This is a genomic window from Janthinobacterium pasteuri, from assembly GCF_051380775.1.
GTDB lineage: Bacteria > Pseudomonadota > Gammaproteobacteria > Burkholderiales > Burkholderiaceae_D > Janthinobacterium.
In genome coordinates, this window is record NZ_JBNYXS010000038.1 from 1 (window position 1) to 18,351 (window position 18,351).

Consider the following 18,351-nt stretch of genomic DNA (forward strand, 5'->3'; position numbering starts at 1 on the left):
GTTTTCCACTGGGCTGGCTGCATGGAAGACTCCCGTTTGTCTGCTATGTACCGTCAGACAGCAGGGCCCCAGGAAAATTCTCGGAATTCCCCTACTTATCGGGGACAGAGCCAAAAAGAACGCCTGCGCCGGAGTCCGGTGCAGGCGTTCTGTCTTGCCAGGTGCCGTCAGGCCCGTTTTATTTGAGCTGCTCCAGCAGGAAGGTGTAGGTCAGCGCCCACATCAGCGCCTGCTGGTCGTTGTTGGCGGCGCCTGCATGACCGCCTTCCGTGTTTTCCCAGTACAGCACGTCGTGGCCTTGCTCCTCCATCTTGGCCACCATCTTGCGCGCATGGCCAGGGTGGACCCGGTCGTCGCGCGTCGATGTGGTCAACAGCACGCGCGGATATTTTTTATCCTTGAAGACGTTCTGGTACGGCGAGTACTTGCTGATGTAGGCCCATTGTTCCGGCACGTCCGGGTCGCCGTACTCTCCCATCCACGAGGCGCCCGCCAGCAGCTTGTTGTAGCGGCGCATGTCGAGCAGCGGCACCTGGCTGACGACGGCGTTGAACAAATCGGGACGCTGCACCAGCACGGCGCCCGTCAGCAGACCGCCATTGCTGCCGCCCATGATGCCCAGGTGGCGCGGGCTGGTGACCTTGCGCTTGATCAGGTCTTGCGCCACGGAGATGAAATCGTCATACGCGCGCTGGCGGTTTTCCTTCAGCGCCGCCTGGTGCCAGCGGGGGCCGAATTCGCCGCCGCCGCGGATATTCGCCAGTACATACACGCCGCCTTTTTCCAGCCAGGCCACGCCCGTGGTGCCACTGTAGCTTGGTTTCAGCGACACTTCGAAGCCGCCGTAGCCATATAGCACGGTGGGGTTGCGGCCGTCGAACTTCGTCTTCTTGCCCATGATGGCGAAATACGGCACCTTGGTGCCATCCTTCGACGTCGATTCGAACTGCTCCACCTTGTATGGCGCCGCGTCGTAGTAGGCGGGCAGGGACTTGATCTTTGTGCGCTTGTCGCTTTGCGCCGTGGCCAGGTACAGGGTGGTGGGGTTGAGGAAGTCCGTCACCGTCAGGAAGTACTGGTCCGAGTCGACCGGATCGAGCGCGCTGACGGCCAGGGTGCCCAGTTTGGGCGCATCGACGGCGCGGCGCTGCCACTTGCCGTTCACGTGGCGCAGTTCCGTCAGGCGGTTCTTGACCTTGTCCAGGGTCGTCACGAGGATGGCTGATTTCGTTGGCGTGACATTGTCCAGCGAAGACGTGGCCGTGGGCGCGTACAGCACTTCCAGCTCTTGCTTGCCTTCCATGAAGGCCTTGAAGTCTGTGGCCAGCAGGGAGCCTTGCAGGTAGGTCTTGCCGTTCACTGTCCAGTCCGAGCGCAAGGTGATGATCAATTGATCACGCACTGTAAACACGGTGGCGTCATCCGGTTTCGGCACTTTCTTCAGGCTTGCACCGTCGCGCAAAAAGGTTTCGCCGCTGTAGAAATCGATTTGCCGCTCGATGAACTGGTGCTCGTGGCCGGGCGTGAAGTCCTTGTAGGCGCCGGCGCTCAGGTCGTCGGCCTTGGCTTCGTACAGTGTTTGCGCCTGCGCCAGCGGCGTGCCGCGCTGCCACTGCTTGATGATGCGCGGGTAGCCGGAACTGGTCATCGTGCCGGGGCCGAAATCTGTGGAGACGAACAGGGTATCCTGGTCGATCCAGCTGGCGCTGCCCTTCGCTTCCGGCAGGCTGAATCCGCCGTCGACAAAGGCGCGTTTTGCCACGTCGTATTCGCGCACCACCTTGGCATCTCCGCCGCCGCGCGACAGGGAAATGAGGCAGCGTTCGCCCTTTGGATACAGGCAGGACGCGCCGCCCCAGACCCAGTTTTCATGCTCGCCGGCGGCCAGCTGGTCGAGGTCGATTACGGTTTCCCAGGTCGGTTCGGCCAGCTGGTACTGCGCCAGCGTGGTGCGGCGCCAGATGCCGCGCACATGCTGGGCGTCGCGCCAGAAATTATAGTAATACTCGCCTTCCTTGCTGACGTAGGGAATGCGCTCCTTTGAATTGAGGATGGTTTTCAGGCGCGCCTGCAGGGCCGGGAAGCCGGGCCGGGCTTCCAATTCCTTGGTGGTGACAGCATTGTGCTGTTTGACCCACGCCAGCGGCTTGTCGCCGAGGACTTCTTCCAGCCACAAATGGGGATCGGCCGGCGCAGTGGAAGCGGCGGGTGCGGGTGCTTGTGCATGGGCGATGCCCGCTGCGGCCAGGCCGAGCAGCATGCTGCTGGCAAAGGTACGATATGACGTCATGTAGGGTTCCTGGTTGGTCCGATGGAGGCCGCGTTGCAGGCAAAACGGCGCAGCCATGGTGCCATGGATTGCTGTAAGGAACCAGTGTCTATGGACGACTACTTAAAAAATAGCATGCTTTTCCAATATTGTTTGCTGGAAAAGGGCAAGGCCGTATAGTCTGCGGCACATGGTGTACCAGTTCTTGCCGTTGCCGTTCCCTGATCCGCGGCGTTCACGGCAACTGATTGACCCACACGGGCGCCGACCAGACGATGTTGCCATCGTCCTGCGTCAGGCGCGCGTAATAGAAATGGGGGCCGGGCGCGGGCGTGACGGTGGTCTCGGCCTGGTCCGATATGGGGGTGACTGAGCCGTTGCCGCCCGGCACGCCGTGCAAGATGGTGACGGCGGCCGCTTGCCGCCCCGCGCTATTGGTGAAATGGATGGCCAGGTGCAGCGGTCCCCGGTTCTCGAAGCGTTCACCCATCAGCCTGCCATTCGCCGTGAACAGCAGCTGCGCATGCTTGTCCATGGTGGCGAAGACGCGGCGCGCGCGCAGCGCTGCGAGGAAACTGTCGCGTGACACGGGCATGCCGGCGGCCGGGCTGGCCACCAGCACGGCCGTGCGGTTGCCATACGCCGCGCCCCAGTTGGCGCAGTGGTTATCCTGGTTGCTGCTGAAGGCCACATGGTAGCCGCCCGCCAGGACCCGGTTGCAAGCCGCTTCGTAATTGCTGCGCCGCGTTTCCGATTCGTCGTCGTTGGTGGAAAAGGCGGAAGTATTCATCACTTCGCACAGCACCATGGCCGCGTCGCCGTCCGGCGTGTAGCCCAGCGGCTGGCCGTCGACGAGAAACTGCCCCGCATAGGCAGGGTGGTTGAATTGCCCGATCCAGCCCTTTTCGCGCATCAGCGCGTACAGGCCCGCATAGTCGCCCTTCGGCGTTTCCACGTCGGCCAGCAGTTCGCCGCTGGCATTTCTTTCCCAGCCCAGCAACTGTTCGCTGTTGACAATGTTTACATGGCCGCCCTTGTTGATGACGCCCCATTCCATGCCGTACAGGGCCAGGAATCCCGGGTGGGCAGCCGTGTAGGCGGCTGCTTCGGCCAGGCCCGTCTGGTACAGGGCCTTGGCTTCGGCAGGCACGGCGGCGGTGTTGGTGCCGTCCGAGCCGTCATACATATGGTTGTGCTCGGATGTCAGCAGCGCGTCGAGCCCATGTTGCTGCGCGTAGACATACGCGTCGATGGGGCCGAAGGGCGCCGTTTGCGGTTCCTGCGCGCCACGGCAAGCGTCCAGCGCCGCGCCGCCGTCGCTGTGGCGCGTCTGGCTGTGCAGGTTGGCGTAGACGATGCGGTAATCCACCTGGCCATCCAGGCTGGACAGGTGTTGTTGCAGTCCCACCTGGAAGGCTGGCACTCTGAGCGCCGTGCCGCGTCCCCGCTGCACCTGGATGTGCCATTGCTGTTCCACCTGCGTCTCCTGTGGCGTATTGGCGTCCGCCACGGCCAGCAGGCGCAACTGGTACAAGCCGTCAGGAACCCGCGCGCGCCGTGCGCGCGTATCGACGGCGGCGCGGCCATCCCAGGGCAGGGCCAGGCTGACGCCACCGGCCACCAGTTGTTTGCTTCCCGACCAGCGCCGCAGCACGGCGCTTTGCGGGCCAGGGCCGGACAGTGTCAATGTCCAGCGCACCGCATGGGTGCGGCCCTCGTCCGGATAGACTAGGCGGATAAGAAACGTACGTGCCTGCGTGGCACTTTCAGCGCGCGCAGCGCGGAAGGGCGCAACGACGGTGGCATCGAGTTCGCTGTGTTCCTTCGGCCCTTGCGCAGCAGCAGTGTTGCTCCACGTAATGAGCAACACGCCGGCGCACACGCAAGCGAGCCATGGTGGCCAAGGTGACCAAGGTGACCGTAAGCGGCGGCGCAGTGTCTTGACCATCGTGGCCTCCCGCGACTGCATCAGATGGTAGTTAGACAAGAACTGCCACGTACTGGTTCTCGCATGCACCAGCAAGTGGCGTGCTTGCACCGTGATTGGCCATGATCTGGCGCAAAGTCCTTGCGAATGGTGCTGCGTGCCCCTCACGGTAGCTGGCACGGCGCTTGCTCAACAGAAGGTACGGATCAACGGCGATCCCCTGAATAAACGCACAACGGTCCAACGACGGACCACATGGACAACGGCGTCCGCTCTGGCTGATTTTTTTCATCGGCGGGGGCGGGCGCCGTTTTTGTTTGCATTTTTGTTATTTTCGGGATACTTCGGGAACCTATCATGGCCAGCCAAAAAGCAACGCGCATCGCGCTCTTCTCCCTCGCCACGCCGCCCATGCGGGCATTCCACCTGACGTGGATGGCATTTTTCGTGTGTTTCTTCGCCTGGTTCGCCTGTGCGCCGCTGATGCCTGTCATCAAGGGCGAGTTTGGACTTTCCCTCGCGCAAGTGGCGAATATCAATATCGCGGCTGTCGCCATCACCATCCTCGTGCGCCTGATCGTGGGGCCATTGTGTGACCGCTACGGCCCGCGCAAGACGTATACGGGTTTGCTGCTGCTGGGTGCCATTCCCGTGCTGGGCGTGGCCGCTTCGCAAAGTTATGAAAGCTTTCTGTTCTTCCGCCTGGGCATTGGCGCCGTCGGTGCCAGCTTTGTCATTACGCAATATCACACCTCCGTGATGTTCGCGCCCCGCGTGGTGGGAACGGCGAATGCGGCAGCTGCCGGCTGGGGCAATGCGGGTGGCGGGGCGGCGCAGGCGCTGATGCCGTTGCTGCTCGGCGCCGTGCTGATGCTGGGCGTGTCCGAATCGCTGGGCTGGCGCATCGCCCTGCTGGTGCCGGGCGTGCTGATGCTGGTGATGGCCGTGCTGTACTGGCGCTATACGCAGGATTGCCCCGAAGGAAATTATTCAGACTTGCGCAAGGCTGGCGTGGCCATCGAGGGTGGCAAAGGTGGTGGCAAAAGCGGTGGCTGGGCCAGCTTCAAGGCCGCCAGTTCCAACTACCGCGTGTGGCTGCTGTTCGTCACCTACGGCGCCTGCTTCGGCATCGAGATTTTCATCCACAACATCGCCGCCGTGTACTACGTCGACCATTTCGGTCTGTCCCTGAAATCGGCGGGTCTTGCCGCCGGCAGCTTCGGCTTGCTGGCCCTGTTTGCCCGCGCCCTGGGCGGCTGGATGTCCGACAAATTGGCCCTGCGCGGCAACCTGAACAGCCGCGTGACCCTGCTGTTCATGCTGATGATAGGCGAAGGCGTGGGCTTGCTGTGGTTTGCGAAAGTCGACAGCGTCACCTATGCCATCATCGCCATGCTGGTCTTCGGCCTGTTCACTCACATGGCTTGCGGCGCGACCTATGCGCTGGTGCCCTTCATCGACAGTAAGGCGCTGGGCGGCGTGGCCGGCATCATCGGCGCGGGTGGCAATGTGGGCGCCGTGGCGGCCGGTTTTCTGATGAAGGGCACGGGCGATATCCGCCAGACCCTGATCATCTTGAGCGCGCTGGTGGTGATCTCGGCCCTGTGCGCCATCGCCGCCCGTTTTACGGGGCTGGCGGCGGAACCGAACATGGCCGCGGCCTGAGGAGAGCAGCATGAACCACCCCTTGAAGATCGTCGTCCTCGGCCATGGCATGGTCGGGCATAAATTCCTCGAACGGCTGGCATTGGAAAATGCGCCGCACCTGCATGTCACCGTGCTGTGTGAAGAGCCGCGTCCCGCCTATGACAGGGTGCACCTGTCCGAATTTTTCAGTGGCAAATCGGCCGAAGACCTGTCCTTGGTGGTGCCCGGCTTTTTCGACAAGGACAACGTCGTGTTGAAGCTCAATGCGCGCGCCGTGTCCATCGACCGCGTGGCGAAAACCGTTACGGCCAGCACGGGCGAAGTGCTGGCCTACGACAAACTGGTGTTCGCCACCGGCTCCACGCCGTTCGTGCCGCCGCTGCCGGGCAAGGAGCGCGATGGCTGCTTCGTCTACCGCACCATCGAAGACCTGGAAGCCATGCTGGCCTGGGGCGCCAAGTCCACCACGGGCGTGGTCATCGGCGGCGGGCTGCTGGGCCTCGAATGCGCGAAGGCCTTGCGCGATTTGAAGCTCGATACTCACGTGGTGGAATTTGCTCCGCGCCTGATGGCCGTGCAGGTCGATGAAGGCGGCGCGCGCATCTTGCGCCGCAAGATCGAGGAACTGGGCGTGACCGTGCACACGCAAAAGAACACCCTGGCCATCGTCGACGGTGTAGCGGCCACGCACCGCATGCAGTTTGCCGACGGCAGTCACCTGGAAGCGGACATGATCGTCTTCTCGGCGGGTATCCGCCCGCGTGACGAGCTGGCGCGCGCCTGCGGCCTGGACGTGGGACCACGCGGCGGCATCGCCATCGACGACAGCTGCGTCACCTCCGACCCCGATATCTACGCGATAGGCGAATGCGCGTTGTGGGGTGGCTTGATCTTCGGCCTGGTGGCGCCCGGCTATGACATGGCGCGCATCGCGGCACGCCACGTGTTGCAGGAGGAAGAGGGCGAAGCCTCGTTCAAGGGCGCCGACATGAGCACCAAGCTCAAACTGATGGGTGTGGACGTGGCCAGCCTGGGCGACCCGCACGGCAATGCGCCCGGTAGCCGCTCCTACCAGTTCATGGACGAGCGCAAGCAGATCTACAAGAAGATCGTCGTCTCCGATTGCGGCAAATACCTGCTGGGCGGTGTGATGGTGGGCGACGCCAGCGAATACGGCACGCTCTTGCAAATGATGCTGAATAAAATCGAGCTGCCGGCATCCCCAGAATTCCTGATCCTGCCGCAGGCGGACGGCCAGCAAAAGGCGGGCCTGGGCGTGGACGCCTTGCCCGATGTGGCGCAAATCTGCTCGTGCAACGACGTCTCGAAAGGCGCGCTGTGCGCCGCCGTGGCCGATGGCGCGACGACGATAGGCGCGCTCAAAAGCTGCACTAAGGCGGGCACGGCCTGCGGCGGCTGCGTGCCGCTGGTGACGCAGATCATGAAGGCGGAAATGCAGAAGCAGGGCCTGGCCGTCAACAACCACGTGTGCGAACACTTTGCTTACTCGCGCCAGGAATTGCACCACCTGGTCCGCGTCGGCAAGATCCGCAGCTTCGGCGCGCTGCTGTCCGCGCATGGCCAGGGTCTCGGTTGCGACGTGTGCAAGCCCGTGGCAGCAAATATCCTCGCTTCGTGCTGGAACGATTTCGTCCTGTCGCCCGTGCATGCCAGCCTGCAGGACAGTAACGATTATTTCCTGGGCAATATCCAGAAGGATGGCACCTACTCCGTCGTGCCGCGCATGCCGGGCGGCGAAGTGACGGCAGACGGCTTGATCGCCGTGGGCATGGTGGCGAAGAAATACGGCCTGTACACCAAGATCACGGGCGGCCAGCGGGTCGACCTGTTCGGCGCGCGCATCGACCAGTTGCCCGCTATCTGGGAGGAATTGATCGCGGCCGGCTTCGAGTCGGGCCACGCCTACGGCAAATCCTTGCGCACGGTCAAATCATGCGTGGGTTCCACCTGGTGCCGCTACGGCGTGGCCGACAGCGTGGGCTTCGCCATCCGCCTGGAAAACCGCTACAAGGGCTTGCGCACGCCGCACAAGATCAAGTTCGGCGTCTCCGGTTGCACGCGCGAATGTGCCGAGGCGCAGGGCAAGGATATCGGCCTGATTGCCACGGAAAAAGGCTGGAATCTGTACGTGTGCGGCAATGGCGGCATGAAGCCGCGCCACGCGGAACTGCTGGCATCTGACCTCGATGAGGACACGCTGGCGCGCTATGTCGACCGCTTCCTGATGTTTTACGTGCGCACGGCCGACCGCCTGCAGCGCACCAGCGTGTGGCGCGACAATCTGGAAGGGGGTCTCGATTATCTCAAGCGCGTCATCATCGACGACAGTCTGGGCATCGCCCACGAGCTGGAAGCGGACATGCAGCACGTGGTCGACACCTATGCATGCGAGTGGCAGGAAGCCGTCTCCAGCCCCGCCGTGCGCCAGCGTTTCCGCCACTTCGTCAACAGCGAGAAAAACGATGAAAACGTGGTATTCGTGGAAGAGCGGGGCCAGATCCGGCCCGCCACGCCCATCGAACGCCGCACCACTGTGATCCCCATCCTTGCCGTGGAGGCGTGAAGCATGAATGCGATGAATGAACTGACCGGCGCCAGCGCCGACAACTGGGTGGCCATCTGCCCCTTGACCGACATCGTGCCCGACACGGGCGTGTGCGCGTTGCTCAATGGACGCCACGTGGCCGTATTCCGCATCGGCGATGCCGCGCCGCGCGTGTACGCGATCGACAATGTCGACCCGAACGCGGGCGCCTCGGTGCTGTCGCGGGGCCTCGTGGGCAGCATCGGCGAGCGCGTCGTTGTCGCCTCGCCCATCTACAAGCAGCATTTCGATCTGGCCAGCGGCGAGTGCCTGGAAGCGCCCGAGCATTCGGTCGCCTCCTGGCCCGCGCGCGTGTTTGCGGACATGGTGTGGGTGGCCATATGAACCCGCCAGCCAAGGCAACTGCGCGCCCCTCGCTGGTGGTGGTCGGCAATGGCATGGCCGGCATGCGCACGGTCGAGGAACTATTGAAACTCGCGCCGGACCTGTATGACATCACCGTGTTCGGCGCCGAGCCGCATGGCAATTACAACCGCATCCTGCTGTCTCCCGTGCTGGCTGGCGAAAAGACGGTGGACGACATCATGCTGCACACGCGCGACTGGTATGCGCACAACGGCATCACCCTGCATGCGGGCGACCCCGTGGTGCGCATTGACCGCAAGGCGCGCACAGTGCAATCGCTGTCCGGCATTTCGGTCAGCTATGACCGCCTGCTGCTGGCTACCGGTTCCACGCCGTTCATCGTGCCCGTGCCGGGCCACACGCTGCCCGGCGTGATCGGTTTTCGCGATATCAGCGATGTCGACACCATGCTGCAGGCGGCGCGCACGCACCGCCACGCGGTGGTCATCGGCGGCGGCTTGCTGGGGCTGGAAGCGGCCAACGGGCTGCAGCGCCAGGGCATGGACGTGACGGTGGTGCACATGAGCGGCGCCCTGATGAACCAGCAGCTCGACGCACCCGCATCGATGTTGCTGAAATCGGCGCTGGAAGCGCGCGGCCTGCGTTTCCTGATGCACGCGCAAACCAGCGAAATCACCGGAACGCACAGGGTGGAAGGCGTGCGTTTTCTTGACGGTAGCAGCATTCCCGCCGACCTGGTGGTGATGACGGCTGGCGTACGCCCCAACATCGCCCTGGCGCAGGCGGCCGGCCTGCACTGCGAACGGGCCATCGTCGTCGATGACTGCCTGCAAAGCTATGACCCGCGCGTGTATGCGGTGGGCGAATGTGTGCAGCACCGGCGCGCCACCTTCGGCCTGGTGGCGCCGATCTGGGAACAGGCGCGCGTGTGCGGCGCGCACCTCGCTGGCGCCGGACACCGGCGCTACGTGCAGCAGGCCAGCGCCACCAAATTGAAAGTGACGGGTATCGACCTGTATTCGGCCGGGGACATCATCGGCGGCGAGGGCAGCGAAGACCTGGTGCTGCGCGATCCGCGCCGTGGTGTCTACAAGCGCCTGGTGGTGCAGGGCAGCCGCCTGGTGGGTGCCGTGCTGTATGGCGAGGTGCAGGACGGTCCCTGGTATTTCGACCTGATCCAGCAGCGCCGCGACATCAGCCAGCTGCGCTCCCATTTATTGTTTGGCCAGGCCCTGTGTGGCCAGGCTGCCTGACAGCGACCAACAGGATACGCCCATGACCACGTGCACGCCCGTAAAAACCACTTGCCCGTACTGCGGCGTCGGCTGCGGCGTGGAAGCGACACGCCTGCCCGACGGCGCCATCCGCATCGCCGGCGATAGCAGCCACCCCGCCAACCAGGGACGCCTGTGCGTGAAAGGCTCGGCCCTGGGCGATACCCTGGGCCCCGACAACCGTTTGCTGCGGCCGCAGGTGCGCGTCGATGGCGTCTTGCAGCCGGCTTCATGGGACGTGGCGCTGGACCAGGTGGCTGGCGGCTTGCGCGCCATTATCGATGCGCACGGCCCTGACGCCGTGGCCCTGTATGTCTCGGGCCAGCTGCTGACGGAAGACTATTACATCGCTAACAAATTCATGAAGGGCTATGTGGGTAGCGCGAATATCGACACCAATTCGCGCCTGTGCATGTCGTCGGCCGTGGCGGGCCACAAGCGCGCGTTTGGCGAGGATATCGTGCCGGGCTGCTATGAAGATCTGGAACTGGCCGACATGGTGGTGCTGGTGGGTTCGAACACGGCCTGGTGCCACCCGATCCTGTTCCAGCGCATCGCCCGCATCAAGGAAAGCCGGCCGGAGATGAAACTGGTGGTGATTGACCCGCGCCGCACCGCTACCTGCGAGCTGGCCGACCTGCACTTGCCCGTGAAGCCGGGCACCGACGTGTGGCTGTTCAACGGCTTGCTGTGCCATCTGGCGCGCGAAGGCGTGGTCAATGAGGCTTTCGTCACGCAGCACAGCTCGGGGCTCGACGCAGCGCTGGCGGCCGCGCACGTGGATTGCGGCGACCCGCTGCAGGTGGCGCGCATTTGCAAGGTCGACCCGCAAGCCTTGCTGGCGTTTTATCAGGCGTTTGCCGCCACGCGCAAGGTCGTCACCGCATTTTCGCAGGGCGTGAACCAGTCATCCTCCGGCACGGACAAGGTCAACAGCATCATCAACTGCCACCTGGCGACGGGGCGCATCGGCCAGCCGGGCATGGGGCCGTTTTCGCTGACGGGCCAGCCGAACGCCATGGGCGGGCGTGAGGTAGGGGGCCTGGCCAACATGCTGGCGGCGCACCTGGAGCTGGATAATCCGCTGCACCGTGATACCGTACAAACATTCTGGGACTCTCCCCGCATCGCCGGTACACCTGGCTTGAAAGCCGTGGAACTGTTCCATGCGATCGAAGCGGGCAAGGTGAAAGCCGTGTGGATTATCGCCACCAATCCGCTGGTCAGCATGCCGGACGCCGAGCAGGTACGCCGCGCGCTGGATAAATGCGAACTGGTGGTGGTGTCGGACATCAGCGCGCAGTCGGATACGAACGCGCATGCCGACGTGCTGCTGCCGGCGCTGGGCTGGGGCGAGAAAGATGGCACGGTGACCAATTCCGAGCGGCGCATCTCGCGCCAGCGCGCCTTCTTGCAGGCGCCCGGCGCGGCGCGCGCCGACTGGCAGGTGCTATGCGACGTGGCCACGCGCATGGGCTATGCAGGCTTCGATTTCACCTCGCCGCAGGCGATCTTCGACGAGCACGCGCGCCTGTCTACCTTCCGCAATGTGGGCGAGCAGGCTCGCCTCTTCAATCTGGCGGGCCTGGACAAGCTGGATGCGGCGCAATACGATGCCCTGGCGCCGCAGCAGTGGCCGCAGGGCCGGGCGCGCCTGTTCGGCGACGGCCGTTTCGCGCATGCGGACGGGCGCGCGCGCTTCGTGCCCACGCCGCCCCGCGCGCCGCAGAACATGCCCGATGAGGACTATCCGCTCATCTTGAATACGGGCCGGGTGCGCGACCAGTGGCATACGATGACGCGCACGGGCAAGGCGGCCAAACTGTCGGGCCATGTCGCCGAAGCGTTCATCGACATCCACCCGCAGGATGCGCTGCTGTACAGCGTGCGCGAAGGCGAGCTGGCGCGCGTTTCCAGCGCCTGGGGCGCCATGGTGGCGCGGGTCGTGCATGGCGGCGGCATCGCGCGTGGCCAGCTCTTCGTGCCGATACACTGGAGCGACGCGAATGCCTCCGACGCGCGCGTGGGCGCCGTCGTCAATCCCGTCGTCGACCCCGTTTCGGGCGAGCCCGAATTCAAGCACACGCCCGTGCGCATCGAGCAGTTCCGCGTGCACTGGCATGCGTTTGTCCTGAGCCGCACGCCCTTGAACCTTGACGGCGTGGCGCACTGGACGCGCATCCAGGGCGAGCAATTCCTGCGCTACGAGCTGGCCGGTCGCCAGCGCATCGAGGACCTGGGCGCCTGGGCACGCACGCTGCTCGGCGTCACGGACGACAACGCCGACTGGCTCGATTATGCGGACGCCAGCGCAGGCGTGTACCGCGCCGTGCACCTCGACGAGGGGCGCATCGCACAATGCGTGTATGTCTCGCCCCGTCCCGACCTGCCGTCGCGCAGCTGGCTGGCTGGCCTGTTTGCGCACGCGCAAATGGATGCGGCGGATCGCGCCGGCGTGCTGCTGGGCCAGCCCATCGGCAAGGGCGTCGATGCCGGTGCCACCGTGTGCTCGTGCTTTGGCGTCGGGCGCAACACCATTTGCGCTGCCATCCAGGATCAAAAACTGACGACGACGGCGCAGGTAACTGCCTGCGTCAAGGCGGGCGGCAATTGCGGCTCCTGCGTGCCGGAGATACGGCAGTTGCTGCTTGAGGCGCGCAGCGCGGCCTGAAAATCTGTCCTTTCCGGTACGGCTTTGTTATATTGCCAGCTCTATCATGGAGAGGCAGTGTGATGACAGCAGCACAACACCCCACGGTCTGGCTGACGGGCTTGAGCGGCGCCGGCAAGTCCAGCATCGCCGACGCACTGGCGCGCCAGCTCAAGGCGCAGGGCTGTGCCGTGGCGCTGCTCGACGGCGACCAGCTGCGCCATGGCTTGAACCGCGACCTGGGTTTTACGCCGGAAGACCGGCATGAAAACATCCGCCGCGTGGCCGAAGTGGCACGCCTGATGAACGCGGCGGGCCTGACCGTCATCGCCGCCTTCATCTCACCCTACCGCGCCGACCGGGCCATGGCCGCCGCCATCATCGGCGCGGCGCATTTCATTGAAGTCCACGTCAGCACGCCGCTGGCCGTGTGCGAGGCGCGCGATCCCAAGGGCCTGTATGCGAAGGCGCGCGCGGGGCAGCTGGCGCAATTCACGGGCATTTCCGCACCTTATGAAGCGCCGCTGGCTGCCGCGCTGACCCTGGACACGGGCACGCTGGCGCTGGACGAGTCGGTCGAGCGCCTGTGCCGGTACTTGCAGCAGCGGCTGTGACGGCGTGGCGACGATGCGACGATGCGCATGAGATTGCGCACATGGCTGCGTGGTCGCCTGCCGGCCAGCAGTATGTATCGCTGGCCAGCGCCGCCGTCTTCATCGATGAAGAACTCGACGCCAGGCGCAACCTGCTGCGCACGATGGCGGACAGCCTGGCGGCCAGCGGCGCGCTGCCGGTGACGACCAGCATCGGCATCGCCATCTTCCTCGAAGGCGCGCTGACGCCGGCGCATTTGCTGGACCTGGCGGACCAGGCCATGTATGCCGCCAAGGGGCAGGGCCGCGATGGCGTGGCGCTGCTCGAGGCGGCGTAGCCGGAGTTACAGGGTGGCGCTCCAGTGGTCGAGCTGCTGCGTGGTGGCCGTGACGCCGCCGCAGACGATGACCAGCACCTTGCGATAGGGCGCCAGTTCCGGCACCTTGCCGTAGACGGCCGCCAGCGCCGCGCCGCAGGCCGGTTCCACCACCAGGCGCTGGTCGCTAATGAAACGCTGGCAGGCATCGACGGCGGCCCTGTCCGAGACCACCACGCTGTGCAGCAGGCGCGTCTGGCTGATGGCGTAGGCTTGCGCGCACACCTGGCGCGCGGCCAGCGAGGTGGCGATGCTGCTCACGGCTGGCAGGGCCACGTGTTCGCGCGCGGCCACGGCGGCGGCCAGCGAGGCCGCGCCTTGCGTCTCCACGGCCACCAGGGCCACGTCGTCCCAGCCGTTGCGCTGCAAGCCTTCGGCCACGCCGGCCAGCAGGCCACCGCCGCCCACCGACAGCACCACCGCGTCCGGTTTCAGGCCCGCGCCGGCTACTTCATCGATCATGCCGGCATGCCCCTGCCACAGCAGCGGGTCGTCGAAGGGATGCAGGAAAGCGTCTTGCGCCGTGAGCATGGCTTGTGCCAGCGCGTTGGCTTCTTGCCAGGCGGCGCCGTGCACGATGACTTCGGCGCCTTCCTGCGCGATCAGGGCCCTGGCCCGCGCGCTGGTCGTTTCCGGCACCACGACGATGACGGGAATGCCCAGCTGGCGTCCCGCGTAGGCCACGGCGATGCCCGCATTGCCGCCGGAAGAAGAGATGAAGCGGCTGGCGCCGCGCCGCGCGTATTCTTCGCAGGCGAGGCCGATGCCGCGGATCTTGAAGGAGCCGGGCGGCTGCAAGGCTTCGAGCTTGAGCCAGATGGCGCGGTCGCTGTGCAGGCTCAGGGCGCGCGAGTTGAGCAGAGGGGTTTCGATGTGCAGGGCCATGCGTGTTCCTGGTAGACGGTCAGGCCTGCATCATAGCCGAAGGGCCTGTGCCACCGTCTCACCCTTGCCGCAAGCCGCTTTAATTCAGGGGCGCGCTCTTGAGCTGATGCGTGCGCGCCACTTCCTTCATCGCCTCAAGCAGGTCGTCGCGCAGCTGGCGCGGCAGTTTGCCGAAGAATTCCTCGTCGTTCTGGTCGGCCATCGCGGCCAGTACGGGCACCAGCGCTTCGCCTTCCGTGGTCAATTCGATCGAGTGCTGGCGGCGGTCGGCCAGCAGGATCGACTTGCTGACCATGCCCTTGCTTTCCAGGCGGTCGATCAGCTTCGATACGGCACCCTTGCTCATGCCGGATACTTGCGCCAGCACCGTGGGCGAAGTGCAGCCCAGGCGGAACATTTCGCGCAGCACCACCCATTCGGACACTGTCACGCCGTTGGCCTCGGCTTTTTTCTGGAAGCTGTGGGAAACGTGGTTGGACACGAAACGCAGCCAGTAGCCGAGATGGGCTTCCAGCTCGCTGACGGGAACGCTGTTGGGATGGGCGGCTTGCGTGGCGGCCGTTTCAAAATTATGGCTCATTTTTCTTCCTTCACTGGGCGGCGTTACCGGCATGGTCAAGGCCTTCACGCTTGCTGTCGAGTGGTTTGTTTCAAAAAAATCATCGTGCTTGAGGTAGTTCTAACACTGTTTTCACAGGAAATCACTGACCGGCAAAGAGTTTTCCCTTTTTTTCTTGCTCTGGGTAAATAAAAAGCAATATCAAGCAAATAATCGTATTGCCAGACAGGAAGATAAAAAAAATAACTCATGTTGCATCAATGGTAACATGATTTTTGCTGAATTGATAAATATTTCAATGGCGATTGATGTCGAATGGCACATGCCTGTTGCGGCGTCCATCAGTTGAACCGTTCCATCAGAAAATCGACGAAGCTGCGCAACTGGGGCGAGCGGTAGCGGTCCGGCAGGTCGACCACGCGGTCGCTCAGGGCCACATCGATGCTCACCTCGGGATAGCGCTCCAGGTACACGGCCATGGCGGGCATCAGCGCTTCCGCGCCGAAGGTGAGGGGGGCCGTGATGCACAGCTTGCCGGTGGGCGCCACTTTGGCAAGCTTGCTATCGCGCAATGAGGCGTGGAGGCCAGGTCTTGGCCGGCGATGGCGCCCGCCACCAGCCGTGGGACGCTCTGCCTCAGGCGGCCACCACCACCTTCACGCCCGCTTCGCGCAATACTTCGGCAAAGCGTGCTGGCGGCGGCGCATCCGTAAACAGGATGTCGATTTGCGCCAGGTCGGCCAGGCGCACCAGCGCCTTGCGGCCGAATTTATGCTGGTCAGCCACCAGCCACACTTCGCGTGACTGCTCGATGATGGCTTGCGCCACCTTCACTTCACGCGCATCGAAGTCGCGCAAGCTGCCGTCTTCGTCGATGCTGGAAATGCCGATGATGCCGATGTCGACCTTGAACTGGCGGATGAAGTCGATGGTGGCTTCGCCCACGATGCCGCGGTCGCGCCCGCGCACCACGCCGCCTGCCACGATGACTTCGCAGGCGGCATTGTCGGCCAGGATGGCCGCCACGTTGAGGTTGTTCGTCACCACGTGCAAGCCTGTGTGTCGGCCCAGCGCGCGCGCCACTTCCTCGGTGGTGGTGCCGATATTGATCAGGAGCGAACAGCCATGCGGCACTTGCGCCGCCACGGCGGCGGCGATGCGCCGCTTGGCTTCGCTGTTGAATACCTGGCGCTGGCTGTAATCGATGTTTTCCACGGACGAAGGCAGACCGACCCCGCCGTGGTAGCGGGCCAGCAGGCGCGCATCTTCCATCTGCTTGACGTCGCGGCGTACGGTTTGCGGCGTCACCTCCAACTGCTGGGCCAGCTCTTCGACGGACATGGTGACCTTCTGGCGCACCACGTCAAGCAGGCGGCGCTGGCGGGGATTCAAAATCATGGGCTTGTCTCTTTAAAAATCACAAACGAATATAAACGAACAAATAGTGATGAAAATATGTTGCTATGGGTTCGTATTATGGCGTAACCTTATTCATATTGCATTCGAATTACATCTGTATTGATCTTAACGACAGTCGCCGGCGATTCCTAGTCTTTCCTCGCCAGCCTTTCCCTGACATACACGGAGTCCCGATGGCCGCAGCACAGCAAGGTGTGGAGACAACGATGGCATGCGACGTGCTGGTGGTCGGCGGCGGTATTAACGGCGCCGGCATCGCGCGCGACGCGGCCGGGCGGGGCTTGTCCGTGGTGCTGTGCGAAAAAGATGACCTGGCTGCCCACACCTCGTCGGCTTCCACCAAGCTGATACACGGCGGCCTGCGCTACCTCGAATACTATGAATTCGGCCTCGTGCGCAAGGCGCTGATCGAGCGCGAAGTGCTGCTGCGCTCGGCGCCGCACATCATGTGGCCGCTGCGCTTTGTCATGCCGCATGCGCAGGGCCAGCGTCCGGCCTGGCTGATACGCGCCGGCTTGTACCTCTACGACATGCTGGCGAAGCGGGAAATCCTGCCTGCCTCCAGCGGAATCGACCTGACCCGTCACGCGGCCGGCACACCGTTAAAACCCCAGTTCAAGCGCGGCTTCGTGTATTCCGATGGCTGGGTCGACGATGCGCGCCTGGTGGTGCTCAACGCCATCGATGCGGCAGACAAGGGCGCGCACGTACTGACGCAGACGCGCTGCACGGCCCTGTCACGCGACGGTGCGGGTGAGGACGCTTCCTGGCTGGCCACCTTGCAACATGCCAGTGGCAGGCAGACGGTGGTGCGCGCACGCAGCGTCGTGAATGCGGCCGGGCCATGGACGGCCGAGTTCCTGCAACAGGCGGCGCCCGGTGGCAAGGGCCGCCATTTGCGCCTGATCAAGGGTAGCCATATCGTCGTCAAGCGCCTGTTCGAGCATGATCATGCGTACATCTTCCAGCATCCGGACGGGCGCATCGTATTTGCCATTCCGTATGAGCACGATTTCACCCTGATCGGCACTACCGACCTCGACTATCACGGCGACACTGGCAAGGTGGAAATCGATGACGAGGAAATTCGTTACTTGTGCGAACTTTCCAGTTATTATTTCAGCAAGCCCATTGTGCCGGCTGACGTAGTCTGGACGTATGCCGGCGTGCGTCCGCTGGTGGAAGACGCGGCGGCCGATGCCAAGGCCGTCACGCGCGATTACCGCTTCGAGCTGGATCAGGACGGTGCGCCGCTGCTGAGTGTTTTTGGCGGCAAGATCACCACCTTCCGCAAGCTGGCCGAGGAGGCGCTGAATTTGCTCGAACCGTTGCTGGTGCCCGAGCCAGGCAAGAGGCGGCCCGCCTGGACGGCCAACGCCTGCCTGCCCGGCGGCGACGTGTTCGGCAGCACGCCGCAGAACAGGTCGGTGCGCGAGTTCGGCCAGTTCGTGCAAGGCTTGCAAGGCGAGTACTCTTGGCTGCCGGCGCCGCTGGTGGCGCGCTATGCACGCGCCTACGGCACGCGCACCCATGTGCTGCTCGATGGGCGCAAGAACCTGGCGGCCATGGGCGAGGAAATCGCCGCCGGCCTGTACGCGGCAGAAGTGGATTATTTGCGGCGCCATGAGTGGGCCGTCAGCGCGGCCGACATCCTGTGGCGGCGCTCCAAGCTGGGCCTGCACCTGCCGCGCGAGACGGCAGGCAGGCTCGACGCCTGGCTGTTGCTGCATCCGTTAGTGTCGTAAGAAGAGCACAGAATACGTTGGCGACCGCGCCCCGCAGAGGGTGCGGCGAAGAATAAGAAACCATCACTGGAGGA

Annotated in this window: 14 protein-coding genes; 8 read left to right on the forward strand and 6 right to left on the reverse strand. The window is 64.0% G+C overall.

Features of this window, described 5'->3' with window-relative positions; all coding sequences use genetic code 11:
* Positions 1-178: 178 nt before the first annotated feature.
* Both ACQ4WN_RS24945 and ACQ4WN_RS24950 read right to left on the reverse strand, forming a co-directional pair.
* On the reverse strand, positions 179-2,290 hold the full coding sequence (locus ACQ4WN_RS24945; RefSeq protein WP_436553934.1) for a prolyl oligopeptidase family serine peptidase: 2,112 nt from the start codon (positions 2,288-2,290) through the stop codon (positions 179-181).
* 214 nt (positions 2,291-2,504) lie between these two features.
* The gene (locus tag ACQ4WN_RS24950) at positions 2,505-4,139 is read right to left on the reverse strand and encodes a CehA/McbA family metallohydrolase (protein ID WP_436553935.1); all 1,635 of its coding nucleotides are present in this window, start codon (positions 4,137-4,139) and stop codon (positions 2,505-2,507) included.
* A 414-nt stretch (positions 4,140-4,553) separates the two neighbouring features.
* Between ACQ4WN_RS24950 and ACQ4WN_RS24955 the strand changes: the two genes are divergently transcribed.
* The 7 genes from ACQ4WN_RS24955 to ACQ4WN_RS24985 all read left to right on the forward strand — a co-directional run bounded on the left by ACQ4WN_RS24955 (position 4,554) and on the right by ACQ4WN_RS24985 (position 13,630).
* Positions 4,554-5,861, forward strand: a complete 1,308-nt coding sequence (locus ACQ4WN_RS24955) for an MFS transporter (protein WP_436553936.1) — start codon at positions 4,554-4,556, stop codon at positions 5,859-5,861.
* Between the two features lie 10 nt (positions 5,862-5,871).
* A complete protein-coding gene (nirB, locus tag ACQ4WN_RS24960; protein WP_436553937.1) occupies positions 5,872-8,427 on the forward strand; it encodes a nitrite reductase large subunit NirB in 2,556 nt (851 codons plus the stop codon).
* Between the two features lie 12 nt (positions 8,428-8,439).
* Positions 8,440-8,793, forward strand: a complete 354-nt coding sequence (nirD, locus tag ACQ4WN_RS24965) for a nitrite reductase small subunit NirD (protein WP_436553967.1) — start codon at positions 8,440-8,442, stop codon at positions 8,791-8,793.
* Entirely contained in the window at positions 8,790-10,028 is a 1,239-nt protein-coding gene (locus tag ACQ4WN_RS24970; protein ID WP_436553938.1) for an NAD(P)/FAD-dependent oxidoreductase, read from the forward strand. The genes nirD and ACQ4WN_RS24970 overlap by 4 nt, the downstream gene beginning before the upstream one ends.
* A 22-nt stretch (positions 10,029-10,050) precedes the next feature.
* Positions 10,051-12,720 (forward strand): molybdopterin-dependent oxidoreductase, encoded by a 2,670-nt coding sequence (locus ACQ4WN_RS24975; protein WP_436553939.1) that lies wholly within the window; start codon positions 10,051-10,053, stop codon positions 12,718-12,720.
* A 62-nt stretch (positions 12,721-12,782) separates the two neighbouring features.
* Entirely contained in the window at positions 12,783-13,313 is a 531-nt protein-coding gene (gene cysC, locus ACQ4WN_RS24980; RefSeq protein WP_436553940.1) for an adenylyl-sulfate kinase, read from the forward strand.
* 41 nt (positions 13,314-13,354) lie between these two features.
* On the forward strand, positions 13,355-13,630 hold the full coding sequence (locus tag ACQ4WN_RS24985; protein WP_436553941.1) for a diguanylate cyclase domain-containing protein: 276 nt from the start codon (positions 13,355-13,357) through the stop codon (positions 13,628-13,630).
* A 6-nt stretch (positions 13,631-13,636) separates the two neighbouring features.
* Here the strand turns inward: ACQ4WN_RS24985 and ACQ4WN_RS24990 are convergent, their stop codons facing one another.
* The 4 genes from ACQ4WN_RS24990 to ACQ4WN_RS25005 form a co-directional block, all read right to left on the reverse strand.
* Positions 13,637-14,554: a pyridoxal-phosphate dependent enzyme gene (locus tag ACQ4WN_RS24990; protein WP_436553942.1), complete on the reverse strand. Its 918-nt coding sequence runs from the start codon at positions 14,552-14,554 to the stop codon at positions 13,637-13,639.
* 79 nt (positions 14,555-14,633) lie between these two features.
* Positions 14,634-15,134, reverse strand: a complete 501-nt coding sequence (locus tag ACQ4WN_RS24995) for a MarR family winged helix-turn-helix transcriptional regulator (protein ID WP_436553943.1) — start codon at positions 15,132-15,134, stop codon at positions 14,634-14,636.
* A 320-nt stretch (positions 15,135-15,454) separates the two neighbouring features.
* Positions 15,455-15,685, reverse strand: a complete 231-nt coding sequence (locus tag ACQ4WN_RS25000) for a LysR substrate-binding domain-containing protein (RefSeq protein WP_436553944.1) — start codon at positions 15,683-15,685, stop codon at positions 15,455-15,457.
* A 64-nt stretch (positions 15,686-15,749) separates the two neighbouring features.
* A complete protein-coding gene (locus ACQ4WN_RS25005; protein WP_436553945.1) occupies positions 15,750-16,511 on the reverse strand; it encodes a DeoR/GlpR family DNA-binding transcription regulator in 762 nt (253 codons plus the stop codon).
* Between the two features lie 227 nt (positions 16,512-16,738).
* Here ACQ4WN_RS25005 and glpD point away from each other — a divergent pair, with 227 nt between their 5' ends.
* A complete protein-coding gene (gene glpD / locus ACQ4WN_RS25010) occupies positions 16,739-18,277 on the forward strand; it encodes a glycerol-3-phosphate dehydrogenase (protein WP_436553946.1) in 1,539 nt (512 codons plus the stop codon).
* The last annotated feature ends 74 nt before the right edge of the window (positions 18,278-18,351 follow it).